28 protein-coding genes are annotated in these 21,130 nt (G+C 69.7%); 19 read left to right on the forward strand and 9 right to left on the reverse strand.

Features of this window, described 5'->3' with window-relative positions; translation table 11 throughout:
• Positions 1-15: 15 nt before the first annotated feature.
• Together H0X91_RS10240 and H0X91_RS10245 are read right to left on the reverse strand one after the other, a co-directional pair.
• The gene (locus H0X91_RS10240; RefSeq protein WP_196433004.1) at positions 16-1,062 is read right to left on the reverse strand and encodes a UDP-glucuronic acid decarboxylase family protein; all 1,047 of its coding nucleotides are present in this window, start codon (positions 1,060-1,062) and stop codon (positions 16-18) included.
• Positions 1,062-2,381, reverse strand: a complete 1,320-nt coding sequence (locus H0X91_RS10245) for a glycosyltransferase family 4 protein (RefSeq protein WP_196433005.1) — start codon at positions 2,379-2,381, stop codon at positions 1,062-1,064. The genes H0X91_RS10240 and H0X91_RS10245 overlap by 1 nt, the downstream gene beginning before the upstream one ends.
• A 244-nt stretch (positions 2,382-2,625) precedes the next feature.
• Here H0X91_RS10245 and H0X91_RS10250 point away from each other — a divergent pair, with 244 nt between their 5' ends.
• The 7 genes from H0X91_RS10250 (at position 2,626) to H0X91_RS10280 (ending at position 7,348) form a co-directional block, all read left to right on the forward strand.
• On the forward strand, positions 2,626-3,030 hold the full coding sequence (locus H0X91_RS10250; RefSeq protein WP_060214535.1) for a BON domain-containing protein: 405 nt from the start codon (positions 2,626-2,628) through the stop codon (positions 3,028-3,030).
• Positions 3,031-3,060: 30 nt separating this feature from the next.
• Positions 3,061-4,089: an SDR family oxidoreductase gene (locus H0X91_RS10255; protein ID WP_006498359.1), complete on the forward strand. Its 1,029-nt coding sequence runs from the start codon at positions 3,061-3,063 to the stop codon at positions 4,087-4,089.
• Positions 4,090-4,116: 27 nt separating this feature from the next.
• Positions 4,117-4,416, forward strand: a complete 300-nt coding sequence (locus H0X91_RS10260) for a DUF2795 domain-containing protein (protein WP_196433006.1) — start codon at positions 4,117-4,119, stop codon at positions 4,414-4,416.
• A gap of 60 nt (positions 4,417-4,476) precedes the next feature.
• Complete coding sequence (locus tag H0X91_RS10265; RefSeq protein ID WP_006498352.1) at positions 4,477-5,043, forward strand: hypothetical protein; 567 nt, start codon at positions 4,477-4,479, stop codon at positions 5,041-5,043.
• A gap of 127 nt (positions 5,044-5,170) precedes the next feature.
• The gene (locus H0X91_RS10270; RefSeq protein ID WP_006498351.1) at positions 5,171-6,028 is read left to right on the forward strand and encodes an SDR family oxidoreductase; all 858 of its coding nucleotides are present in this window, start codon (positions 5,171-5,173) and stop codon (positions 6,026-6,028) included.
• 34 nt (positions 6,029-6,062) lie between these two features.
• Complete coding sequence (locus H0X91_RS10275) at positions 6,063-6,677, forward strand: DUF4142 domain-containing protein (RefSeq protein WP_034203636.1); 615 nt, start codon at positions 6,063-6,065, stop codon at positions 6,675-6,677.
• Between the two features lie 59 nt (positions 6,678-6,736).
• The gene (locus H0X91_RS10280) at positions 6,737-7,348 is read left to right on the forward strand and encodes a hypothetical protein (protein ID WP_196433007.1); all 612 of its coding nucleotides are present in this window, start codon (positions 6,737-6,739) and stop codon (positions 7,346-7,348) included.
• Positions 7,349-7,435: 87 nt separating this feature from the next.
• Here H0X91_RS10280 and H0X91_RS10285 read toward each other — a convergent pair whose 3' ends face one another.
• On the reverse strand, positions 7,436-8,728 hold the full coding sequence (locus H0X91_RS10285; protein WP_196433008.1) for an NRAMP family divalent metal transporter: 1,293 nt from the start codon (positions 8,726-8,728) through the stop codon (positions 7,436-7,438).
• The gene (locus H0X91_RS10290) at positions 8,725-9,396 is read right to left on the reverse strand and encodes a UdgX family uracil-DNA binding protein (RefSeq protein ID WP_196433009.1); all 672 of its coding nucleotides are present in this window, start codon (positions 9,394-9,396) and stop codon (positions 8,725-8,727) included. The genes H0X91_RS10285 and H0X91_RS10290 overlap by 4 nt, the downstream gene beginning before the upstream one ends.
• A gap of 233 nt (positions 9,397-9,629) precedes the next feature.
• Between H0X91_RS10290 and H0X91_RS10295 the strand changes: the two genes are divergently transcribed.
• Positions 9,630-10,109, forward strand: coding sequence for a response regulator (locus H0X91_RS10295; protein WP_011545567.1), 480 nt, complete (start codon positions 9,630-9,632; stop codon positions 10,107-10,109).
• A gap of 30 nt (positions 10,110-10,139) precedes the next feature.
• Here H0X91_RS10295 and H0X91_RS10300 read toward each other — a convergent pair whose 3' ends face one another.
• Complete coding sequence (locus tag H0X91_RS10300) at positions 10,140-11,351, reverse strand: MFS transporter (protein ID WP_196433010.1); 1,212 nt, start codon at positions 11,349-11,351, stop codon at positions 10,140-10,142.
• Positions 11,352-11,386: 35 nt separating this feature from the next.
• Positions 11,387-11,656: a DUF4148 domain-containing protein gene (locus H0X91_RS10305; protein ID WP_196433011.1), complete on the reverse strand. Its 270-nt coding sequence runs from the start codon at positions 11,654-11,656 to the stop codon at positions 11,387-11,389.
• Positions 11,657-11,849: 193 nt separating this feature from the next.
• Here H0X91_RS10305 and H0X91_RS10310 point away from each other — a divergent pair, with 193 nt between their 5' ends.
• Positions 11,850-12,743, forward strand: a complete 894-nt coding sequence (locus H0X91_RS10310) for a LysR family transcriptional regulator (protein ID WP_011545564.1) — start codon at positions 11,850-11,852, stop codon at positions 12,741-12,743.
• A gap of 119 nt (positions 12,744-12,862) precedes the next feature.
• Here H0X91_RS10310 and H0X91_RS10315 read toward each other — a convergent pair whose 3' ends face one another.
• From H0X91_RS10315 to H0X91_RS10325, 3 genes are all read right to left on the reverse strand, one after another.
• Positions 12,863-13,345, reverse strand: a complete 483-nt coding sequence (locus H0X91_RS10315; RefSeq protein WP_023477789.1) for a PRC-barrel domain-containing protein — start codon at positions 13,343-13,345, stop codon at positions 12,863-12,865.
• Positions 13,346-13,437: 92 nt separating this feature from the next.
• A complete protein-coding gene (locus H0X91_RS10320) occupies positions 13,438-13,869 on the reverse strand; it encodes a CBS domain-containing protein (RefSeq protein WP_058903681.1) in 432 nt (143 codons plus the stop codon).
• A gap of 88 nt (positions 13,870-13,957) precedes the next feature.
• Complete coding sequence (locus H0X91_RS10325) at positions 13,958-14,212, reverse strand: hypothetical protein (RefSeq protein WP_006498340.1); 255 nt, start codon at positions 14,210-14,212, stop codon at positions 13,958-13,960.
• A 164-nt stretch (positions 14,213-14,376) separates the two neighbouring features.
• Here H0X91_RS10325 and H0X91_RS10330 point away from each other — a divergent pair, with 164 nt between their 5' ends.
• From H0X91_RS10330 to katE, 10 genes are all read left to right on the forward strand, one after another.
• Positions 14,377-14,679 carry a hypothetical protein gene (locus H0X91_RS10330; RefSeq protein ID WP_034203633.1) on the forward strand — a complete coding sequence of 101 codons (303 nt, stop codon included), beginning with the start codon at positions 14,377-14,379 and terminating at the stop codon, positions 14,677-14,679.
• A gap of 195 nt (positions 14,680-14,874) precedes the next feature.
• Positions 14,875-15,099, forward strand: a complete 225-nt coding sequence (locus H0X91_RS10335) for a hypothetical protein (protein ID WP_196433012.1) — start codon at positions 14,875-14,877, stop codon at positions 15,097-15,099.
• A gap of 14 nt (positions 15,100-15,113) precedes the next feature.
• Positions 15,114-15,425, forward strand: coding sequence for a hypothetical protein (locus H0X91_RS10340; RefSeq protein WP_006498337.1), 312 nt, complete (start codon positions 15,114-15,116; stop codon positions 15,423-15,425).
• Positions 15,426-15,469: 44 nt separating this feature from the next.
• Positions 15,470-15,784, forward strand: a complete 315-nt coding sequence (locus tag H0X91_RS10345; protein WP_034204037.1) for a hypothetical protein — start codon at positions 15,470-15,472, stop codon at positions 15,782-15,784.
• A 60-nt stretch (positions 15,785-15,844) separates the two neighbouring features.
• Positions 15,845-16,354: a DUF892 family protein gene (locus H0X91_RS10350; RefSeq protein WP_060214454.1), complete on the forward strand. Its 510-nt coding sequence runs from the start codon at positions 15,845-15,847 to the stop codon at positions 16,352-16,354.
• Between the two features lie 230 nt (positions 16,355-16,584).
• Positions 16,585-18,018: an RNA polymerase factor sigma-54 gene (gene rpoN, locus H0X91_RS10355; protein WP_196433013.1), complete on the forward strand. Its 1,434-nt coding sequence runs from the start codon at positions 16,585-16,587 to the stop codon at positions 18,016-18,018.
• A 72-nt stretch (positions 18,019-18,090) separates the two neighbouring features.
• Positions 18,091-18,279, forward strand: a complete 189-nt coding sequence (locus tag H0X91_RS10360; protein WP_006498333.1) for a DUF3008 family protein — start codon at positions 18,091-18,093, stop codon at positions 18,277-18,279.
• Positions 18,280-18,325: 46 nt separating this feature from the next.
• The gene (locus tag H0X91_RS10365) at positions 18,326-18,487 is read left to right on the forward strand and encodes a DUF1328 family protein (protein ID WP_006498332.1); all 162 of its coding nucleotides are present in this window, start codon (positions 18,326-18,328) and stop codon (positions 18,485-18,487) included.
• A complete protein-coding gene (locus tag H0X91_RS10370; RefSeq protein WP_059722869.1) occupies positions 18,484-18,870 on the forward strand; it encodes a DUF3022 domain-containing protein in 387 nt (128 codons plus the stop codon). The genes H0X91_RS10365 and H0X91_RS10370 overlap by 4 nt, the downstream gene beginning before the upstream one ends.
• A 133-nt stretch (positions 18,871-19,003) precedes the next feature.
• Positions 19,004-21,118 carry a catalase HPII gene (gene katE, locus H0X91_RS10375; RefSeq protein WP_196433014.1) on the forward strand — a complete coding sequence of 705 codons (2,115 nt, stop codon included), beginning with the start codon at positions 19,004-19,006 and terminating at the stop codon, positions 21,116-21,118.
• The last annotated feature ends 12 nt before the right edge of the window (positions 21,119-21,130 follow it).

A 21,130-nucleotide genomic window follows, 5' to 3' on the forward strand; every position in this document is an offset into this window, starting at 1 on the left:
GTCGCGTCAGCCGCGTCACGTCGTCGGCGCCGGCCGGTTCTGCGTATGGACCTGCGCGAGCAGATGCGACGCGATTCGCGTGCTGCGCACGAGGTCGCCGGGCGTGTGGTGCGTGACCTGGCGCTGGATGAAGTAGCGCGCGGTGTGCGCGAGCCCGTTCGCGAACGTCGTCGTCGCGCGCCAGCCGAGCCGCTTCTGCGCGGCGGCGAGATTCGGCCGCCGCTGGCGCGGATCGTCGGACGGCAGCGGCCGGAACTCGATCGGCACGGTCGCGCCGACGATCCGCACGACCTCCCGCGCGACGTCGATCATCGCGATCTCGACGTCGCTGCCGAGATTGACCGGCTCGCTCGCGTCGTCCGGTTCGTCCATCAGCCGGATCAATGCGTCCACCATGTCGTCCACGTAGCAGAACGAGCGCGTCTGCTTGCCGTCGCCGTAGACGGTCAACGGCTGTTCCGCGAGCGCCTGCGTGACGAAGTTCGACACGACGCGCCCGTCGGCCGGGTGCATGCGCGGGCCGTACGTATTGAAGATCCGCGCGATCCGCACGTCGACCCCGTACTGGCGGTGATAGTCGGAGAACAGCGTCTCCGCGCAGCGCTTGCCTTCGTCGTAGCACGCGCGGATGCCGGTCGGATTGACGCGGCCGCAATAGTGCTCGTCCTGCGGATGCACGTCCGGGTCGCCGTACACCTCGCTCGTCGAGGCCTGCAGGATGCGCGCCTTCACGCGCTTGGCGAGGCCGAGCAGGTTGATCGCGCCGTGCACGCTGGTCTTCGTCGTCTGCACCGGGTCGCGCTGGTAGTGGACGGGCGATGCCGGGCACGCGAGGTTGTAGATTTCGTCGACTTCGACGTAGAGCGGAAACGTCACGTCGTGCCGCATCAGCTCGAAGTTCGGCGCATCGAGCAGGTGCGCGATGTTGTCCTTCGTGCCCGTGTAGAAATTGTCGACGCACAGCACGTCGTGGCCGGCGGTCACGAGGCGTTCGCACAGATGCGAACCGAGAAAGCCGGCGCCGCCGGTGACGAGGACGCGTTTTCGGTCGTAGCCCTTCATTACGTATTCTCCTTGCGGTGTGCGAGCACGCCTCGCGTGGTGGCGACCGGCGTGCGCCGGCCGGTGCCGGCCGACGTGCCGGCGCGCTGCGCGTGGGCGACGTCGCGATAGATGTCGACGAGCCGGTCGGCGACGCCTTGCCAGGTGTAGAAGCGATGCGCGCGCAGGTAGCCGGCGCGGCCGAGCGCCGCGCACAGGTCCGGTTGCGCGCGCAGTTGCACGAGGCGCGCGGCCAGCGCGGCCGGGTCGCGCGGCGGCACGAGATAGCCGGTCGTGCCGTCGTCGACCGTCGTGCGGATGCCGCCCACGTCGCTGCCGATCACCGCCGTCGCGCACGCCATCGCCTCGACCGGCGTGATGCCGAACGGCTCGTACCACGGCGTCGTCACGAACACGTCGGCCGCGCTGTAGTACAGGTGCAGCGCGTCGCGATCGCGCCGGCCGACGAAGGTCACGCGGTTCGCGATGCCGAGTTCGTGCGCGAACGCGGCGAGCCGCGCGAGTTCCGGGTCGCGCGCGGGGTCGGGCGTCGCCTGGCTACCGCCGACCACGTACAGGTGGGTCGGCCGCTGCGGGTCGCGCGGCATGCGTGCGAGCGCGTCGATCACGGTGTCGATGCCCTTGCGCGGCACGAGGCGCCCCAGTTGCAGCACGACGAACGCGTCCTGCGGCCAGCCGAGCCGCGCGCGCGCATCGACGCGCGGCACCGGCCGGAATTCCCGCGCGTCGAAGCCGCACGGCACGATCTCGATGCGCGCGGTATCGGCGCGATAGTGCGTCGTCAGGTCCAGCGCATCCTGCGGGCATTCGGCGATCAGGCGGTCCGAGCGGCGCGCGAGCGTGTCCTCGATCGCGAAGCGCGCGTCGGGGAAGCCGTCGGCCGTGCCCTGGTGCAGCCGCCGCACGCGGCCGAGCGCATGGAACGTCGTGACGAGCGGGATGCCGAGCGCCTTTTTCACGCGCAGCGCCGCGTCGCCCGACATGAAGAAGTTCGCGTGCATCACGTCGACCGGATCGGGCTCGCGTCGCATTCGCGCGATCATGTACTGCGCGAACGAGCCCATGTACGGCAGCAACTGCTCCTTGGGCACGTCGGTCGGCGGTCCGGCCGGCACGTGGATCACGCGCATGCGCGGGCCGATCGGCACGACTTCCGGCAAATGCGGATTGTCGCAGCGGGTGTACACGTCGACGTCGAGGCCGCGCTCCGCGAGCTGCTTCGCGACGTTCGCGACGTAGATGTTCTGACCACCGGCATCGACGCCGCCGATCACCCCCAGCGGCGACGCATGTTCACTGATCAACGCGATTCTTTGCATGGTATTGCTCCCGGTATCGGGGCCGCGCACACGGGCCACCGTTGTCGGTGACCCGGCAATCGGCATGCCCGCTGCATTGCGGGGAAAACCGCTTCCCGGTGTGCCGAAAAATTTACAACGCGTTGGATGAAAGGGCGTCTGATCGCGGCATCCCGCTGGCATGTGGCGCATGCGGCGCGGCACGCGATTTGCGCGACCTCTGCTCACCCGCCGGCTCGCCCGGCCCGATGAAAAGGAGGTCACGATGAAGGTATTCCAGCTGCAAGCCCGCTCCCCGCGGATCCGCCGTCAGCGTGCGATGCGCACCGGCATGGCGGTCGCGATCGCCGCGGCCACCGCATGCATGGTCGTCGCGCCGAACGCGGTCGCCGCCGGCGACGATGGCGCCGCATCGTCGTCGACGTCGTCGTCGCATTCGAGCACCGGCACGAAGATCCGCGACGCGACGATCACGACCAAGGCGAAGGCCGAGCTGGTCGGCACGAGCGGCCTGTCGGCCGGGGACATCCACGTGAAGACGCGGCACGGCACCGTGACGCTCACCGGCAGCGTGCCCGACGAGCAGCAGCGCACGCAGGCCGTCAGCGTCGTGAAGCAGGTCGACGGCGTGCAGGACGTGCGCGACCAGTTGACCATCCGGCCCAAATAACCGCGACGCGACCGTAACAGGAGTCCAGTGATGAACTGCATGCTCAAACCGGTCGGCGAACAGACGATCGTGATTACCGGCGCGACGAGCGGCATCGGTCTCGTCACCGCGCGCAAGGCGGCCCGGCGCGGCGCGAAGCTCGTGCTGTTCGCGCGCAACGAGGAAGCGCTGAACACGCTGTGCGAGGAAATCCGCCAGCACGGCGGCCTCGCGGTGCCGGTCGCCGGCGACGTCGGCAACGTCGAGGATCTGCAGCGCGCGGCCGCGGCGGCGGCCGACACCTACGGCGGCTTCGACACCTGGATCAACAATGCGGGCGTATCGATCTTCGGCACGGCGGCCCAGGTGCCGCTCGAGGATCAGCGCCGGCTGTTCGACACCAACTACTGGGGCGTCGTGCACGGCTCGCTCGTCGCGGCCGACCATTTCCGGCGCAAGAGCGATTTCCACGGCGGCGCGATCATCAACATGGGCAGCGAGGCGTCCGACGCGCCGGTGCCGCTGCAAAGCGCGTACGTCGCGTCGAAGCACGCGGTGAAGGGCTTCACCGATTCGCTTCGGCTCGAGATGGAAGCCGATCACCTGCCGGTGTCCGTCACGCTGATCAAGCCGGCCGCGATCGACACGATGTTCGTGATGCACGCGAAGAACTACATGAACGTCGAGGCGAAGCTGCCGCCGCCGATCTACGACCCCGACCTGGTGGCCGACGCGATCCTGTTCGCGGCCGCGCATCCGCGCCGCACGCTGTTCGTCGGCGGCGCCGCCAAGTTCACGTCGGCGAGCGCGTACCACGCGCCGCGCCTGTTCGACCGCGTCGCGGCCACGCTGTTCTCGCGCGGCCAGCGCACGGTGCGCCCGGCGCGGCCGCGCGACGACAACGCGCTGTACGACTCGCGCCACGCGCTGCACGAGCGCGAAGGCATGGAGGGGCCGGTGCTGCGCAGCTGTGCGTACAACACGGTGGTGCAGCGGCCGAAGGTCGCCGGCGCGGTCGCGCTGGGCGCTGCGGCGCTGGTGTTTGCCGCGTTCGCGCGTGCGCGCCGGTCGTCCGCGTGATTTCGTTCATTTTCCAAGGAGGCGTTCATGACATCCCGACAACACACGGGCCACGAGTACAGCCACTCGCGCGCGCACGAAGGCGAGCGCACCCAGCAGGACCACGACAAGGGCGGGCACCAGACGGGGCACGGCAAGCCGCCGAGCCCGGTCGACGTGCAGAAGGCGCTGAAGGGAATGGACTATCCGGCCAGCAAGGTGGACGTCGTGCAGTGCGCGGAACGCTCGAACGCGGACCGCGCGGTGCTCGACATGCTGCGCAAGATTCCCGAGCGCGAGTACGACACGCCCGCATCGGTATCGAAGGAGCTCGGGCGGCTGATGTGAGCGTCGCCCATCGCGCCGCGTGCTCGCGCGCGCGGCGCATCCATCATGAGGAGCACGACCATGGCGATGATCGTCGCAGGCCGTTTCACGACGTTCGATGAAGCGGAAGGTGGGGCGCGTCACCTCTACGAGCGCGCGTTCGGGCCGGACGACGTGTCGATCTTCTTCCTGAACCCCGGCGGCCAGCACGCGCGCTTCCCGATCGGCGGCGACGTGTATGCCGACACCGCGGCGAAGCCCGGCGGGCGCGGCGCGATGGTCGGCGCGATCCGCGGGCTGCTGATCGGCGTCGTCATCGGGTTGATCGCCTATGCGCTCGGCCTGCGCTACTGGTTCGTGCCGGCCGCCGCCGCGCTGGCCGGCGCCTATCTCGGCGCATTCGGCGGCGCGCTCGGCCGCATGCGCGGCGAGCAGGCCGAAGGCAAGGGCACGCTCGCGCAGAGCGAAACGGGCGTGATTCTCGCCGCGCGCGTGACGCCCGACACCGCGACGACCGCCGAAGACGTGTTGCGCGCGACCGGCGCGAAGTCGATCGAGCGCGTCGAAGGCGACTGGCAGGACGGCGAATGGCGCGATTTCGATCCGGTACGCCGGCCCGACGAAGCCCCGTCCGGCGGCCCCCGCTGACGACGCCGTTTTTCCAGACGCTTGCAACGTCAACCCTGAAAACACGGCCGCCGTGCGCGGGCCGGCGTGCGCCGCGCGCGGCACGCGGTTTGCGCAGCATCGGCGGCACCGTTCAAGGAGGAACCCCATGACCACTGCACAGACGCCGCCACCGCAGAAACAGACGCATCAGCCGGGCACCGAGCGCGACATGCATCCGAAGCCGCGCGACGAAGCGGCCGACTACGTGGGCAGCGGCAAGCTTGCCGGCAAGGTCGCGCTCGTGACGGGCGGCGACAGCGGGATCGGCCGCGCCGTGGCGATCGGTTTCGCGAAGGAGGGCGCGGACGTCGCGATCGTCTACCTGAAGGAATCCGACGACGCCGCGCATACCCGGCAACTGATCGAGCAGACCGGCCGACGCTGCGAGGCGATCGCCTGCGACGTCGGCGATCGCCGGCAGGCGCACGACGCGGTGGCCCGCACGGTCGAACGGCTCGGCCGGCTCGACGTGCTCGTGAACAACGCGGGCGAGCAGCATCCGCAGCCGGGCATCGAGGACGTGTCCGAGGAACAGCTCGAACGCACGTTCCGCACCAACGTGTACGGAATGTTCTTCTGCACGCAGGCCGCGCTGCCGCACATGAAGGCGGGCGGTCGCATCGTCAACACGGCGTCGGTCACCGCGTATCACGGCAGCCCGAAACTGCCCGACTACTCGGCGACCAAGGGCGCGATCGTCGCGTTCACACGGTCGCTGTCGATCGAGCTGGCCGAACGCGACATCCGCGTGAACGCGGTCGCGCCGGGGCCGATCTGGACGCCGCTGATTCCGTCGACGTTCACGCCCGAGCAGGTCGCGAAATTCGGCTCGAACGTGCCGCTCAAGCGGCCGGGGCAACCGGACGAACTGATCGACTGCTACGTGCTGCTCGCGTCGGCCGGCGCGAGCTACATGACCGGGCAGACGCTGCACCCGAACGGCGGCTCGATCGTCGGCGGTTGATGGCCGTTTCCACGCAAGCACCAGGAGAAAGCTGATGAGACAACCCAACTGGACGATCGCGGCGCTCGCCGCCGGCGTGCTCGCCGTGTCGGGGCTCGCCCGCGCGCAGATGCCGAGCGAGCCGCCCGCATCGAATTCGCACGTGCCGGGCGGCGTGATCAACCCGTCGTCGGGCGCGGGCGCCGCCGGCGACCCCGGCATCGCGAAAGCGCCGAAGGGCGCCGATGCGGAGTTCGTCGACAAGGCCGCGATGGCCGGCAAGGCGGAAGTGCAGGCCAGCCAGCTCGCGCTGAAACAGGCGCAGTCGGCGGACGTGCGAGCATTCGCGAAACGGATGGTCGCGGATCATGGCAAGGCGAACGCGAAGCTCACCGAGCTCGCCGCACGCAAGGGCATGAAGCCGCAGGTCGAACAGATCTCGGACCCTGACGTCGAGGCGCTGCGCGGCAAGAGCGGGCACGACTTCGACACCGCGTATCTCGCGGCGGCCGGCCCCGACGCGCACCAGAAGGCGGTCGCGTTGTTCGAGGACGAAGCGCGCGACGGCAAGGACGCGCAATTGCGCGCATTCGCCAAATCCACGCTGCCGACGCTCAAGCATCACCTGAGCATGGCGCAGACGCTCGCACGCAAGGTGGGCGCGCAATAACGCGCGCCCGGTTCCACCCCTGGGCCGCACGGGCGGCCCGCTTTTTCGGAGAAGCAGTCATGGCCCAACGGCAATCGAAGCACGAAGGTATCCTCGAACTGCTCTGCCAGGCATACGAGACCGAGCTTGGCGGCGCGCAGATCTACGAGGCCGCGCTCCAGTGCGCGACCGACGAGGACCTGCACAAGGAATGGGAGAAGTACCATCGCGAGACGCTGCACCACCAGGAGGTGCTGCGCAACGTGTTCGCCGCACTCGGCCTCGATCCCGATGCGCAATCGCCGGGGCGCGCCGCGGTGGCCGCCACCGGCAAGTCGCTGGTGCAGGTGATCGAGCAGGCGAAGAAGCAGGCCGATCCGGCGGTCGCGCAGGTGGTCGCGGCCGAGTGCGTGGTGCTCGCCGAAACCAAGGATCACCTGAACTGGGAGCTGATCGGCTATGCGGCCGACCAGCTGCCCGACAGCGACGCCGCGAAGGCGCTGAAGGCCGCGCACGACGAGGTGGAGGCCGACGAGGATCATCACCTGTATCACACGCGTGGCTGGGCGCGCGAGATGTGGATCGAGTCGATGGGCTTCAAGGCGGTGCTGCCGCCGCCGGAGGAAGTGAAGAAGGTGGAGTCCGCCGCGGATGCGGCACGTGCCGGGCGCTCGCGCGGCAAGATGATGTAACGCCCCGGGCAGGCGGGCGGCGCGGCTGCCCGCCTGCCGGTCGAGCCGGTTGCGTCCGCAACGGCTTTCATCCCGCTGTTTCGATCCTCACGTCAGCATGTCGACGATCATCGTCACCACCGACGCCGCCATCAGCGCGACCGCCAGCCAGCCGAACAGTCTGGATACCGGGCCGCTGCCGGGCCGGCCGGCCGCGTCGCGCTTTCGCGCGAGCAGCATCACCAGCACGAGCATCGGCACCGCCGCGACGCCGTTGAGCACGGCGCTCCAGTACAACGCGCGGATCGGGTCGATCGGGCTGAAGCAGATCGCGATGCCGACGATCACGCACAGCGCCAGCACCGTGTAGAACGCGGGTGCGCGCCGCACGGGCTCGTTCAGCCCTTCGCGAAACCGCCACGCTTCCGCGCAACCGTAGGCGGCGCTGCCCGCGAACGCGGGAATCGCGAGCAGCCCGCAGCCGACGATGCCGAACGCGAACACCAGGAACGCGGCTTCGCCGGCGATCGGCCGCAACGCCTCGGCGGCCTGCGCGGTGCTGCCGATGTCGTGCCGGCCGTGCGCGAAGAACACGGCCGCGCCGATCACCATGATGCAGAACGACACGGCGTTGGTGACGATCATGCCGGTCCACGTGTCGAACGTGATGCGCTGTTCGGTCTCGCTGCGCGTGTTGCGCTCGCCGTTCTGTTGCTCGGCCGTGGTTTCCTCGACTTCGAGCGCGGCCTGCCACACGAACAGGTACGGGCTCAGCGTCGTGCCGAGCACGGCGACCGCGGTGGTCGCATAGTCGTGCGTGAAGGCGATGTGCGGCAGCACGATCGCGTGCAGCAGGTTGCCCCAGTCGACGTGCACGAAGCCGAGTTCGAGCACGTACGCGATCAGGCCGAGCGTCATCCATTTGAGCCAGCGCGCGTAGCGTTCGTACGACAGCATCACCTGCAACGCGAGCGATGCGATCCCGTAGAGCGGCGCATACCAGTAGCTGCGGCCGCCGACGACGAGCGCCGTCGCGTCGCCCATCGCCGCGAGATCGGCGCCGACGTTCACGACGTTGACGATCACGACCATCCCGATCAGCATCTTCGCGACGCGCTCGGAATAGTGCTGACGGATGCCGGCCACGAGCCCTTCGCGATTGCGTCGCCCGATGAACGCCGACGCGAGCTGCACGGCCACCATCATCGGCAGCGTGACGACGATCATCCACAGCATGTTGAAACCGAACTGGCTGCCGGCCTGCGCGTAGACGGCGACGTTGCTCGGATCGGCATCCGACGCGCCCGCGAGCAGGCCGGGGCCGAGCCGCCGATACCACGGTTTCGCGGCGGCCGGCGGCGCCTCGGCCGCCGGCGGCGCGTCTTCGTCGAGTCCGCTCATCCGGCATCCCCGTGCGCCGGGCGCCCGCCGCCGTGGCGCCGCTCGCGGGCGAGGCGCGATGCGGTGCGCAACGCGTCGACCAGCGTGCGGTATGCATGCTCGCGGGAATCGGCGCCGCGCGTGCGCAGCACGTACGAAGGGTGATAGGTCGCGACGACGAGCCGGCCGTCCTCGGTGCGCACCGGAGCGCGCGTGCGCTCCAGCGTCGCGTCGTTGTCCTGCAGCACCGCGCGCAGCGCCGTCGCGCCGAGCGCGACCACCACGCGCGGCTGGACGGCTTGCAGTTCGCGTTCGAGCCAGTAGTGGCACGCCGCCACTTCACGCTGCGCGGGTGTCTTGTGCAGCCGGCGCTTGCCGCGCGGCTCCCATTTGAAGTGCTTGACCGCGTTCGTCAGGTAGACATGCGCGCGTTCGATCCCGGCTTCGTCGAGCGCGCGGTCGAGCATGCGGCCGGCCGCGCCGACGAACGGCAGGCCGGCGCGGTCCTCCTGGTCGCCCGGCTGCTCGCCGACCAGCATGATCGGCGCGTCGACGGGCCCGGCCCCCGGCACCGGCTGCGTCGCGTGTTCCCACAGCGCGCAGCGGCGGCACGCGTCGAGCGTGGCCGGGGCATCGTCCTCGGGCGGCTGCCGAGTCGGCGCCTGGCGGTCGGGCGTTTTGCGCGTCATGCGGCATCTCCGGCGCAGGCTGGACGGGCGGCACGCTGCCGTCGCGCGGAACATGCCGGCGCTCGTGCTGTCGCACGCGCAGTGGGAAGCACACCGGACGATCGAAGCCGCATCGTGCGCATGAAAGACTCCTGTGTCGACGATGCGAGCAAGGCAGCAACCGGCATGCCGCATGCAGTCGGCATGGGCGCGCGCCTTGCGTGGCAGGCCGGTCCAACGACAGGAGAAGCACGATGCAACTCGACCCCGGCGACGATCCGGCCGCCGACGACGTGCTGCTGTGGCGCGCGCCCGACAGCGTGCCGCGCCGTCCGCGCCGCGTGCTGGTCGTCGACGACTATCGCGATGCGGCGGATGCGCTGCGCCTGCTGCTCGAGGCGCGCGGCTTCGAGTGCCAGGTCGCCGACGATCCGTTCGCCGTGTGCGACGTCGCGCGCGACTGGCAGCCGTTCGCGGTCGTGCTCGACATTGCAATGCCGGGCCTCGACGGGCTGCAGCTCGCGGCGCGGCTGCGGCGCGATCCGCAAACGTCGGACATGCTGCTCATCGCATGCAGCGGGCTTGCGTCGCGACGCGATTGCGAACGGGCGAAGGAAGCCGGCTTCGACGCGCACTGCGCGAAGCCGCTGACGCCGCACCGGCTGCTGGGCTACCTCGAATCGGCGAGCGGCGGCGCCATGAAGCCGGACGGGGACGTTACACGACCCTTGTAAAAAGGCTGACGGTGCGCGGGGCGCGGCCGCTCACGCGCCGGTGCGCGGCGCGGCGCGCGCGCTCGAGCGGCCGGCCGCGGCGGCCAGCGCGCCGGCCAGCAGGAGCAGCGCGGCGCTCAGTGCGAAGGTTGCCCGGTAGCCGTGCAGGTCGAATAGCAAGCCGCCCGTCGTCGCACCGAGCGTGATCGCCAGTTGCACGACCGCCACCATCAGCCCGCCGCCGGCCTCCGCATCATGCGGCAGCGTGCGCGCGAGCCAGGTCCACCAGCCGACCGGCGCCGCCGTGCCGAGCAGGCCCCACAGCGCGAGCAGGCACGCGGTGGCTGCGGTCGACGCGCCGAAGCCCGTCAGCGCGACCGCGATCGCGGCCATCAGCAGCGGCGTGGCGACGAGCGTGCGGTGCAGCCCGTATTTGAGGACGCCGCCGATCAGCGCGGTGCTCGCGACGCCCGCGACGCCGATCACGAGCAGCATCAGCGACAGCGTGGTCGTGCCCGCGTGGGTGACGGTTTCGAGGAACGGGCGCAGGTAGGTGAACAGCGCGAACTGGCCCATGAAGAACACGCCGACCGCGGCCATGCCCCATGCGACCGGCCGCCGGGCCAGCAGCGCCGCCGCGCCGACGCGCGTGCGCGGCGGCGCGGACGGCATCGCCGGCAGGCTGACGAGCTTCCAGCCGAGCGCGAGCGCGGCGACCGGCACGACGCAGAAGAACGCCCAGCGCCAGCCGACGATCGCGCCGAGGAAGCTGCCGAGCGGCGCGGCCACGACGGTCGCGAGCGCGTTGCCGCCGTTCACGATCGCCAGCGCGCGCGGCACCTGGCGGTCCGGCACGAGACGCATCGCGGTCGCGGCGGACATCGACCAGAAGCCGCCGATCGCCACGCCGATCAGCGCGCGGCCGGCGATGAACGCCCCATAGTTCGGCGCGAACGCGACGACCGTGCCGGACACGATCGTCAGCAGCGTCAGCGACAGCAGCAGGCGCTTGCGATCGCAGCGCCCGGCGAGCGACGCGATCAGCAGGCTCGTCACGAGCGCGAACGCGCCCGATACGGAGATCGCCTGGCCGGCCTGGCCTTCGCTGACGTGCAGGTCGCCCGCGATCGGCGTGAGCAGGCTGACCGGCATGAATTCGGACGCGACCAGCGCGAACGCGCCGAGCGACATCGCGAGGACGGCGCCCCACGCGGCGGTATGGCCCGGCGCGGCGCCGCACTCGGGCGTGGAAACGGATTGCATGACGGAAATCGGAGCGAACAAGGCCGGTCGCGGGCTCAGTCGCAATGCGCGGTCGTGTCGCGGCCGGCCAGATGCGTGCGCGCGTCGTCGTTGCGGGCGGCCTCCACCTTGATGGCGGCGGCCTGCGCGTCGTCGACCCACGTGCGCGGATTCATGCGGGCGGGATTGAACCCGGCGGCCGAGTAGCGAACCATGTCCTCGCGAACCTGCTCGCGGGTGAGGCCCGACGCGGATTGCGCGAACAGCGGGGTGGACGCGACGAGCGCGGCGACGGCGGTAACGGTGGCGAAAAGACGGGTATTCATGGCGTGTGATTCCGGAAAGCGGGAGGCCGGCGTGCCGGGCGGGAGCGCGGCGCGACGGGTCGATGGCTTCGCAGTCTAGCGAGTCGTCCGGCATCGATTAAGTAGCACGGCGCGCTTGGACTTATTAGCTAAACCGATGAATCGCCGCCGGCGATGCTACGATTGGCGCTCGTCCCGACCGGAGCCTTTCGACATGGCGCGCGAAAATTTCAACGATCTGCTCGTCTTTCTCGCGGTGGCCCGCGATCGCAGCTTCACGCGCGCGGCCGCGCGGCTCGGCGTGTCGCAGTCGGCGCTGAGCCAGACCGTGCGCGATCTCGAAGCGCGGCTCGGCGTGCGGTTGCTGGCGCGCACGACGCGCAGCGTGTCGACGACCGAGGCCGGCGAAGCGCTGTTCAATGCGGTGGCGCCGCGCATCGACGAGATCTCGGCGCAACTCGCCGCGCTGTCCGATTTCCGGGACAAGCCGGCCGGCGTGGTGCGCATCACGGCCACCGAGCATCCGATCGACACGGTCATCTGGCCGAAGCTGCGGGCCGTGCTGCCCGACTATCCGGACATCCGCGTCGAGCTGTCGGTCGACTACGGGTTGTCGAATATCGTGGAGGAGCGCTACGACATCGGCGTGCGGTATGGCGACCAGGTGGCGCAGGACATGATCGCGGTGCGCATCAGCCCGGACATCCGGATGGCAATGGTCGCCGCGCCGTCCTATCTCGACGGCCGCAAGCCGCCGAAGAAGCCGCAGGATCTGCTCGACCACGACTGCGTGACGCTGCGGCTCGCGACCGCGAAGGGCATCTACGCGTGGGAATTGAAGAAGGGCAAGAACGCGATCCAGGCGCGCGTGAACGGCCGGATCACCTGCAACACGCAGCCGCACCTGCTGCAGGCGGCGCTCGACGGCTTCGGCATCGCGTTCGTCACCGAGGACATCGCGCACGCGCATCTGCGCAGCGGCGCGCTGCGGATCGTGATGCCGGACTGGTGCCCGGTGTTCCCCGGTTATCACGCGTACTATCCGAGCCGCCGCCAGGCGTCGCGCGCGTTTTCGGTCGTGATCGACGCGCTGCGGCATCGGTCGTAGCGCACGGCGTCCGGCGCCGGCGCGGCGCGGGCCCCACGCGCGGATAGAAAAAGAACGCCCCGCGCGGGGCGGGGCGGGTCGAACGGATGCGCCGGCGAACCGGCGCGCGTCAGAGGTGGTCAGTGACGGCCGCGCGTGCGCGGATCGTTGAGGTCTTCGGTCGGATCGGTCAACCCGAGCTCGTCGCCGGCACTCCAGTACGGCGTGCTGCCGTAGAACTCGTGCAGCGGCTCGGCCCATTGCGGATCGGCCATCGCCGGCCAGTGGTCCTTGTCGAACCCCGGCGCATTGCGAATCCGCTCGGACGATACCGACAGCAGGAAGCACTTGCGTTCGGTATCGAGCGTCAGCGCGCTCCACGGAATCGCGTGCAGCTTGTCGCCGATGCCGAGGATGCCGCCGCTCGACAGCACCGCATACGCGATGCGGCCGGAGCGCACGTCGAGCATGATGTCCTTGATCTTGCCGACATCGTCGCCGTCGGTCGTATAAACCTTGTCGCCTTCCAGCGTATCGGCTGCCATCACGTCGGGGCCGGGGCCGGCCGCCGTCGCGGCGCCCTTGCCGATGATGCGGGTCTGACCTTGATCGGGAGTCTGCATGGTTTCCTCCAGGCTGTGTGGGGCGCGACCGTGCCCGGGGCCGGGCCCTGCGGGTCGCGCGGGTGGGCGCGGCGAAGCGGAAAACCGCTCCGTCACGTCTGTTTCGGTTGCGACACGCCTTCGAGCGTGTTCGCCACGTCGTCGCGCTCGGGGCTGGCCGTGCGCGTCGCGATGTCGGCGAGCGACAGCATGCCGACGAGCCGCTTGTCGTGATCGACGACGGGCAGCCGGCGCAGTTGCGCGTCGGCCATGTAGTGCTGGATCTCGTCCAGCGAATCGTCGTCGAAGCACCATTCGATCGGGCCGGACGCGACCTCGTGGATCCGCGTCTCCGGCGGCTTGCCGGCCGAGATCGCGCGCACCGCGAGATCGCGGTCCGTCACCATCCCGATCAGCCGGTTGTTGTCGCACACGGGCAGCGCGCCGATGTCGTAGCGCTCCATCAGTTGGGCGGCATGACGGATCGAGTCGGTCGGGGCGATCCGCACGACGTCCTGCGACATGATTTCGTTGACGCGATGCATGAAATTCTCCTTGCGGGTTGGGTGAAGCAATGTGCCGATGCGGGTGCTGCGATCCAGCAAACCGCATGCCGTGCGCGCGGCCGTCTCGTCACTCGGGGTCGCTTTCGCGCTTCTCCTGCCACGGCCCGTCGTCGTGCGTGCCGGGCGGCGTGTCGGGCTCGATGCGCGTGACGCCGCCGGTCGCGGGCGGGTCGCTGGCCGGAAACGTGTCCTCGAGCTGCTTGTCGATATGACGTTCCGAATGGCGCGTGCGCGTCTGGTCGTGCTCCTTCAGCGGCGGTTGCGGGTCGGGCTGCCGCTCGTGCGCCGGTGCGTCGTGGCCGTGCCGGGTCGAATCCTTCATGGCGGTGCTCCGTATCGGTGACGATGACCCGCCTGTGCCGCAACGGCCGTTCCCGGCGCGCATGGACGGCACGCGACTTGCCGCTGCGACCGCGACGACCATGACGACGATCACGACACGGCGCAACAGGAAGCCTGCTGCGCACATCGACGGGAGGCACGACGATGATTCCGAAACGACGACCAGGGGTGCGCTATGAGGTCAACGTATGCGGCGGCGGATTCGATTCGGTGAAGAGCCATTTCGATACGTGGAAGCACGAACCGCTGATCTACCGGCCCGAGCGCCGGATGTTCGAAGGCAAGGCCGACGTGCGGCCGCTCGGCGACGAGACGTTCGGCGCAACCGAGCCCGCCCGTTTCGCGTTGCAGCGGGCGTGCGAGCCGTCCGATCCGTACGCGCTCGCCGCGCGCGTGCGCGACGACGGCCGCGAGCTGTGGCTCGTGATGGCCGCGTACGACGCGTAGCGGCGTGCTTGCAAGATTTGCAGCGAACGGTGTAGCGAAGGCATGGCGCTTCGCGGCCAGCCGCGCGCCTGCGTGCCGATTCCCGCGCGCTCCCGCCGCGCGCACGACCGGCACGGAGGGCATGCGGCTTGCGAATCCACGGTGTGCGGCGCGCCGCGCCGATCCGTACCCGAACCCCGCAACGAGGGAACGCCGATGAAACACGACTCCGCGCAATGGCTGCAACGGCCCGAACCGCCGCTTCCCGACATCGAGCCGGACCCCGAGCCGCCCGATCCCGACGACGTGCCGCCGGACATGCCCGAACCGTATCGGGAACCGGAGGGCGATCCGCCCGGGCATGCGCCGCCGGAACGGGATCCGCCGTCGCGCGAGCCGCCCGTGCGGGCGCGGCCCGCCGGCGCGATGCCGCGGATGTGAACGGAGGGTCTGCAATGAGCATCCGCGTGAAACCCGGCCTGCTGCGCGACATCGCCGAGACGCTCGGCCGTCATTTCGAGGCGCGCGAGATTCCGTTCCACGTCGAGGAACAGCCGGCCGGCGCATTGCATATCGGCTTTCGGGTCGACGGCCATCCGGCGTCGCTGACCGTGACGTTCGACGCCGACGCATTCGCCGCGCTCGAACGGGCCGACGTCGACCGGCAACGCGGCACGCTCACGCGCGTCGCGGCCGAATTCGACACGATGATGGCGCGCCGCGCACCGACCGCGTACGCGGGCGATTTCCATTTCAACCGGCTCTGAGCGGCGCTCGATGCGCCGGCCTGGAGCCCTCGATGGAGGATTCGATGAACACGATCCAGACGATACGCGTGGGCGCCTGTGCGTTCGCCGCCGCGTGCGCGCTGGGCGCATGCACGCAACCGACCGGCGGCACCTACGGCACGCGGGCGGCGCCGCCCGCGCCGCCGGACGGCCGCGGCGCGCAGTCGACCACGACGATGCCGGACGCGAATACGCGTTACGACACGCGTCCGTCGCCGGGCAACACGATGCCGAAGGACGCGAACGTCGGCGAACCGGCCGACGTGCCGCCGCCGGGCCCGAACGGCGCGCAGGGCGACCCGCCGCTGCCGGGCACGCCGCCGCCGATGCAGTACTGATGGCACGCGTCGCCCGACGCGTCACGGCATGCCGCACCGCGATGCGGCCGGAGGAATGCGATGGCGAACCAGCACGAGCACCTGGAGGACTGGCTGCGCGATGCGTACGCGATGGAGCGCCAGGCCGAGACGATGATCGACGCGCAGTTGAAGCGCGTCGGTCACTATCCGCAGTTGCAGGACCGGCTGCGGCTGCATCTCGACGACACACTCGGCCAGCAGGCGCTCGTCGAAGCGTGCCTGATGCGGCTCGGCACGTCGCCATCGGCGACCAAGGATCTCGCCGCGCGCGTCGCCGCATACGGGCAGATCGCGAGCGACATGCTGGCGGACGACGAAGTCGTGAAGACGGCGCTGGCCGGTTATGCGTTCGAGCAGCTGCAGATCGCCGCGTACACCGCGCTCGTCGCGGCGGCGCACGCAGCCGGCGAAGAGGAAATCCGCGCGTGCTGCGAGCGAATCCTGCAGCAGGAGCGCGACATGGCCGCGTGGTTGCTGCGCCATCTGCCGGCGTTGACGACCGCGTTCCTCGACCGTTCGGCGGTCGATCGCATCGATGCGAAGCGGTGACGGCGGGGCCGCCGGGCGGCAGCCTCGGCACGCATTTTCCCGCGAGCGAAATGCGTGCCCCAAACTTGCCCCCGGCTTGTAAAAAAGCGGCCTTGACGCGCGGCGAAACGGGGTGCGAACCCGCGAGAGCCGCGACGGCTCGCGCTTCGCGCGGCTGGCACGGAAGCTGCGTGACGTCCGGTAGAAGAGGGTGAAAACATACCGCGAACCGAACCGTCAGGAGGCTTTCGATGCCCGTCTCGCTTGCGCTGCAGATGCGACAGCATCTGGCACTTACGCCGAGGCTTCAGCAGTCGCTGCGGCTGCTGCAGTTGTCCTCGCTCGAATTTCAACAGGAATTGCGCCAGGCGCTCGACATGAACCCGTTTCTCGAAGACGGCCAGGGCGACGATGACACCGCTGCCGGAACGCCCGAGCAGCCGACCGAAGCCGCTGCGCCCGAAGCGGCGCCCGAGCGCGACGAAATCCGCCCGCCGGATGGCGAGGTGCCGTTTACCGCCGCACCCGCGCCGCGCGGCACGAGCCGTCAGGGTGACGACACCGACGGCCTGTCGCCCGGCGAATGGATCGCCGCCGAGCCGTCGCTGCATCAGCAACTGCACGATGCGCTGCGGCTCTATCCGCTCAACAAGCGCGACCGCGAAGCCGCGCGCCTCGTGATCGATGCGCTGGATGACGACGGCTACCTGCGTCAGGAACTGCCTGAACTGCTGGTCGCCGCCGATCCGGCCTGGCTGCTGTCGGAGCAGGATCTCGCGGTCGCGCTGCGGCTCGTGCAGATGCTCGACCGGCCGGGCATCGCGGCCCGCTCGCTGTCCGAGTGCCTGGTGTTGCAGCTCGATGCGATTCCCGCCGGCACGTCGGCGCTCGCGGAAGCGAAAGCGATCGCGCGCGAACATCTGGAGCGCCTCGCGCGCCGCGAGACGGCCGAGATCCAGCGACGCCTCGGCTGCAATCAGCAGACGCTGCACGCGGCGTGCGCGCTGGTGCGCGGGCTCGACCCGCGCCCCGGCAATCACTACGGCAGCACGCGCGGCGACTACGTGGTGCCCGACGTGATCGTGCGCCAGGTGCGCGACGAGTGGATCGTGACGATCAACCCGGCCGTGCTGCCGCGCGCCCGCTTGCACGAGCGCTACGCGACGCTGTTCGCGCAGTCGAGCGGCGAGCGCGATTCGCCGCTCGGCCAGCAACTGCAGGAAGCACGCTGGCTGATCCGCAACGTGCAGAAGCGCTTCGACACGATCCAGCGCGTGGGCGAGTGCATCGTCGCGCGGCAGCGCGATTTCTTCCGCTACGGCGAGATCGCGATGAAGCCGCTGGTGCTGCGCGACATCGCGGAAGAGCTCGACCTGCACGAATCGACGGTCTCGCGCGCGACCGGCAACAAGTACATGGCCACGCCGCACGGTACGTTCGAGTTCAAGCATTTCTTCCCGCGCAAGCTGGAAGCAGCCGGCAAGGGCGTGTGTTCGGCGTCGGCCGCGAAGGTGCTGATCCGCGACATGATCGCGGCCGAGCGGCAGACCGATCCGCTGTCCGATGTCGCGCTCGCGGAAAACCTCGCGGGCCGCGGCATTCTTCTTGCGCGTCGCACGGTGACCAAGTATCGCCAGGCGATGAAGATTCCGCCGGCCGATCTGCGGCGTCGCGACGCCGCGTGACGGCCCCACTGTTCCAACCACGCGCGTGCCGTCCGTCGCGTCGGCCCGCGCGCCAACGAGAGGAGCGCAATCATGCCAGCCAAATCCCAGGCCCAGCAGCGCGCCGCAGGCGCCGCGCTGTCGGCCAAGCGCGGTGACACGAAAATGAAGGACCTGAAACCGCCGTCGAAATCGATGGCCAAATCGATGAGCGAGAAAGAGCTCGAGAAAATGGCTTCCACGCCCACGCACGGCAAACCGAAACACAAGCACGATGCGTGACCGGCGCCGACGTTTAGTGACGACCGCTGTCATCCAGGAGGGTTCCATGCTTCGATACGCCATCATCTTTTTCGTCATCGCGATCATTGCCGCCGTGTTCGGCTTCGGCGGCATCGCCGCCGGCGCGGCCGAAATCGCGAAGATCCTGTTCTACATCTTCGTCGTGATCTTCCTGGTCACGTTGCTGCTGGGCGTCGTGCGACGATGAGCGTGATGCCCGACCGGTCGCAGCGCGTCGCGGAACTCGAGCACGCGTTCGCGATCGGTTTTCCGTCGCAGTCGACCGTCGTCGTGCATGCGGACGACGCATCCGGGCGACTGACGATCCATGTGTCGTGGGTGCGCGTGCCGTCCGACGAGGACGCGCGCGAATGGCGCTGCACGGTCGACATGCGCTTCGATGCGGACGTGATCGAGCGTTACACGGTGCTCGACACGGCCGACCGGCTGCGCGTGCGCACGCAGCTGTGCGACCGCGCGCGGCGTGCGGTGGACGAGCACAAGCCGCGCGTCGAGGACGCCGTGATCGAATGCAGCGTGACGCTCGACGTGACGGCCGCCGAATTCGACGCGGCGCTGCGCGCGCCCTGACGTCGTCGCCGGCTCCGCCGCCGTTCGCGGCGCGTCGGGCCGGCTTTTCCCGCCGTCCGCACGCGCGTGCCGCGGCGCGCCGTGTCGGCGCGTGCTGCGGCGGCCCATCCGAATGCCACGAGGACCGATAGCGATGACGAATCCCCCATCCGCCGGCAAGACGCCACCCACGCAGCCGACGCAGCCGCCCGACAGCGCGAAATCCCGCCAGCTCGAACAGAACCGGGCGCGGCCCGACGGCGAAGCGCTGCGCACCAACCAGGGCGTGCGGATCGCCGACAACCAGAACACGCTGCGCGGCGGCGCGCGCGGCCCGTCGCTGCTCGAAGACTTCATCATGCGCGAGAAGATCACGCACTTCGATCACGAGCGCATTCCGGAGCGGGTGGTGCACGCACGCGGCTCGGCCGCGCACGGCGTGTTCCGCGTGTACGAGCCGATGGCCGACTACACGAAGGCCGCGTTCCTGCAGGACCCGGCCGCCGAAACGCCGGTGTACGTACGGTTCTCGACCGTGCAGGGGCCGCGCGGGTCGGCCGACACCGTGCGCGACGTGCGCGGCTTCGCGGTGAAGTTCTATACCCAGGAAGGCAACTACGATCTCGTCGGCAACAACATGCCGGTGTTCTTCATCCAGGACGCGATCAAGTTTCCCGACTTCGTGCACGCGGTGAAGCCCGAGGCGCCGAACGAGATGCCGACCGGCGCGTCCGCGCACGACACGTTCTGGGATTTCGTGTCGCTGGTGCCGGAAACCACGCACATGGTGCTGTGGCTGATGTCGGACCGCGCGCTGCCGGCGAGCTATCGCGCGATGGACGGCTTCGGCGTGCATACGTTCCGTTTCGTGAACGCGGCCGGCGTCGAGCGTTTCGTGAAATTCCACTGGCGGCCCGTGAGCGGCGCGTATTCGCTGCTGTGGGACGAGGCGCAGCGGATCGCCGGCCACGATCCGGATTTCAACCGGCGCGACCTGTGGACGGCGATCGAACGCGGCGACTATCCGGAGTTCGAACTCGGCGTGCAGATGATCGATCCGGCCGATGCGGACACATTCGACTTCGACCTGCTGGACCCGACCAAGCTCGTGCCGGAAGAGCTCGTACCGGTGCGGCCGATCGGCCGGATGACGCTGAACCGTAACCTCGACAACTTTTTCGCGGAGACTGAACAAGTCGCGTTTCACCCGGGCCACGTGGTGCCGGGCATCGACTTCACGAACGATCCGCTGCTGCAGGGGCGGCTGTTCTCGTACACCGATACGCAGCTGAGCCGGCTTGGCGGACCGAATTTCCACGAGATCCCGATCAATCGGCCGGTGTGCCCGTTCGCGAACAACCAGCGCGACGCGCTGCACCGGCAGACGATCAACGTCGGCCAGGCGTCGTACGAGCCGAACTCGACGAGCGGCGGCTGGCCGCGCGAGACGCCGCCCGCGCCCGCCGGCGGAGGGTTCGAGACCGTGCCCGAGCCGCTCGAAGGCCACAAGGTGCGCGTGCGCAGTGAATCGTTCGCCGACCATTTCTCGCAGGCCGCGCTGTTCTACCAGAGCATGACGGACATCGAGCAGCGGCATATCCGCGACGCGTACTGCTTCGAACTCGGCAAGGTGACGCAGCCGCATATTCGCGAGCGGGTGGTCAACGAGATCATCGCGCGCTTCGACGCGGGACTCGCCGCGCAGGTCGCCGAACGGCTCGGGCTGCCCGCGCCGCAGGCGGCCGCGACGCCGGCCGTGCCGCAACGCTCGCCCGCGCTGAGCCTGATCGGCCGCGCGAAGCCCGGCATCCGCTCGCGCAAGATCGCGCTGATCGCGACGCCCGGCGTGAACCCGGTGCTGGTCGAACAGGTGCGCGACGCGCTGCGGGCCGCGCACGCGGTGCCGACGATCGTCGCACCGACACTCGCGCCGATCGGCGGCATCGTGCCGGAGGCGACGCTCGTCGGCATGCCGTCGGTGATGTTCGACGCGGTATTCGTGTGCGGCGGCGACGGCGATGGCCGCGATCTCGCGCACAGCGCCGACGCCCGCCATTTCGTGCGCGAGGCGTTCAAGCACCTGAAGCCGATCGCGGCCGTCGGGTCGGGCCGGCAACTGCTCAGCGCCGCGCATCTGCCGGACCCGGCCGAAGGCGTGTGCGTCGGCCAGCCCGTCGATCTCGACAAGGTGCTGAACACGCTGTCCGACCACCTCGGCCAGCATCGCGTGTGGGCGCGCGAGCAGCAGGCGGCGGAGCTGCCGGCATAGGGCCGACAGCGG

The sequence above is a fragment of the Burkholderia sp. 9777_1386 genome, from assembly GCF_015712265.1.
Lineage (GTDB): Bacteria > Pseudomonadota > Gammaproteobacteria > Burkholderiales > Burkholderiaceae > Burkholderia > Burkholderia cenocepacia.

What these genes read in the sequence shown, in the direction of transcription:
- H0X91_RS10240 (WP_196433004.1), bottom strand. Translation starts at nt 1,062, where the DNA reads ATGAAGGGCTACGACCGAAAACGCGTCCTCGTCACCGGCGGCGCCGGC.
- H0X91_RS10245 (WP_196433005.1), bottom strand. Translation starts at nt 2,381, where the DNA reads ATGCAAAGAATCGCGTTGATCAGTGAACATGCGTCGCCGCTGGGGGTG.
- H0X91_RS10250 (WP_060214535.1), top strand. Translation starts at nt 2,626, where the DNA reads ATGAAGGTATTCCAGCTGCAAGCCCGCTCCCCGCGGATCCGCCGTCAG.
- H0X91_RS10255 (WP_006498359.1), top strand. Translation starts at nt 3,061, where the DNA reads ATGAACTGCATGCTCAAACCGGTCGGCGAACAGACGATCGTGATTACC.
- H0X91_RS10260 (WP_196433006.1), top strand. Translation starts at nt 4,117, where the DNA reads ATGACATCCCGACAACACACGGGCCACGAGTACAGCCACTCGCGCGCG.
- H0X91_RS10265 (WP_006498352.1), top strand. Translation starts at nt 4,477, where the DNA reads ATGGCGATGATCGTCGCAGGCCGTTTCACGACGTTCGATGAAGCGGAA.
- H0X91_RS10270 (WP_006498351.1), top strand. Translation starts at nt 5,171, where the DNA reads ATGACCACTGCACAGACGCCGCCACCGCAGAAACAGACGCATCAGCCG.
- H0X91_RS10275 (WP_034203636.1), top strand. Translation starts at nt 6,063, where the DNA reads ATGAGACAACCCAACTGGACGATCGCGGCGCTCGCCGCCGGCGTGCTC.
- H0X91_RS10280 (WP_196433007.1), top strand. Translation starts at nt 6,737, where the DNA reads ATGGCCCAACGGCAATCGAAGCACGAAGGTATCCTCGAACTGCTCTGC.
- H0X91_RS10285 (WP_196433008.1), bottom strand. Translation starts at nt 8,728, where the DNA reads ATGAGCGGACTCGACGAAGACGCGCCGCCGGCGGCCGAGGCGCCGCCG.
- H0X91_RS10290 (WP_196433009.1), bottom strand. Translation starts at nt 9,396, where the DNA reads ATGACGCGCAAAACGCCCGACCGCCAGGCGCCGACTCGGCAGCCGCCC.
- H0X91_RS10295 (WP_011545567.1), top strand. Translation starts at nt 9,630, where the DNA reads ATGCAACTCGACCCCGGCGACGATCCGGCCGCCGACGACGTGCTGCTG.
- H0X91_RS10300 (WP_196433010.1), bottom strand. Translation starts at nt 11,351, where the DNA reads ATGCAATCCGTTTCCACGCCCGAGTGCGGCGCCGCGCCGGGCCATACC.
- H0X91_RS10305 (WP_196433011.1), bottom strand. Translation starts at nt 11,656, where the DNA reads ATGAATACCCGTCTTTTCGCCACCGTTACCGCCGTCGCCGCGCTCGTC.
- H0X91_RS10310 (WP_011545564.1), top strand. Translation starts at nt 11,850, where the DNA reads ATGGCGCGCGAAAATTTCAACGATCTGCTCGTCTTTCTCGCGGTGGCC.
- H0X91_RS10315 (WP_023477789.1), bottom strand. Translation starts at nt 13,345, where the DNA reads ATGCAGACTCCCGATCAAGGTCAGACCCGCATCATCGGCAAGGGCGCC.
- H0X91_RS10320 (WP_058903681.1), bottom strand. Translation starts at nt 13,869, where the DNA reads ATGCATCGCGTCAACGAAATCATGTCGCAGGACGTCGTGCGGATCGCC.
- H0X91_RS10325 (WP_006498340.1), bottom strand. Translation starts at nt 14,212, where the DNA reads ATGAAGGATTCGACCCGGCACGGCCACGACGCACCGGCGCACGAGCGG.
- H0X91_RS10330 (WP_034203633.1), top strand. Translation starts at nt 14,377, where the DNA reads ATGATTCCGAAACGACGACCAGGGGTGCGCTATGAGGTCAACGTATGC.
- H0X91_RS10335 (WP_196433012.1), top strand. Translation starts at nt 14,875, where the DNA reads ATGAAACACGACTCCGCGCAATGGCTGCAACGGCCCGAACCGCCGCTT.
- H0X91_RS10340 (WP_006498337.1), top strand. Translation starts at nt 15,114, where the DNA reads ATGAGCATCCGCGTGAAACCCGGCCTGCTGCGCGACATCGCCGAGACG.
- H0X91_RS10345 (WP_034204037.1), top strand. Translation starts at nt 15,470, where the DNA reads ATGAACACGATCCAGACGATACGCGTGGGCGCCTGTGCGTTCGCCGCC.
- H0X91_RS10350 (WP_060214454.1), top strand. Translation starts at nt 15,845, where the DNA reads ATGGCGAACCAGCACGAGCACCTGGAGGACTGGCTGCGCGATGCGTAC.
- rpoN (WP_196433013.1), top strand. Translation starts at nt 16,585, where the DNA reads ATGCCCGTCTCGCTTGCGCTGCAGATGCGACAGCATCTGGCACTTACG.
- H0X91_RS10360 (WP_006498333.1), top strand. Translation starts at nt 18,091, where the DNA reads ATGCCAGCCAAATCCCAGGCCCAGCAGCGCGCCGCAGGCGCCGCGCTG.
- H0X91_RS10365 (WP_006498332.1), top strand. Translation starts at nt 18,326, where the DNA reads ATGCTTCGATACGCCATCATCTTTTTCGTCATCGCGATCATTGCCGCC.
- H0X91_RS10370 (WP_059722869.1), top strand. Translation starts at nt 18,484, where the DNA reads ATGAGCGTGATGCCCGACCGGTCGCAGCGCGTCGCGGAACTCGAGCAC.
- katE (WP_196433014.1), top strand. Translation starts at nt 19,004, where the DNA reads ATGACGAATCCCCCATCCGCCGGCAAGACGCCACCCACGCAGCCGACG.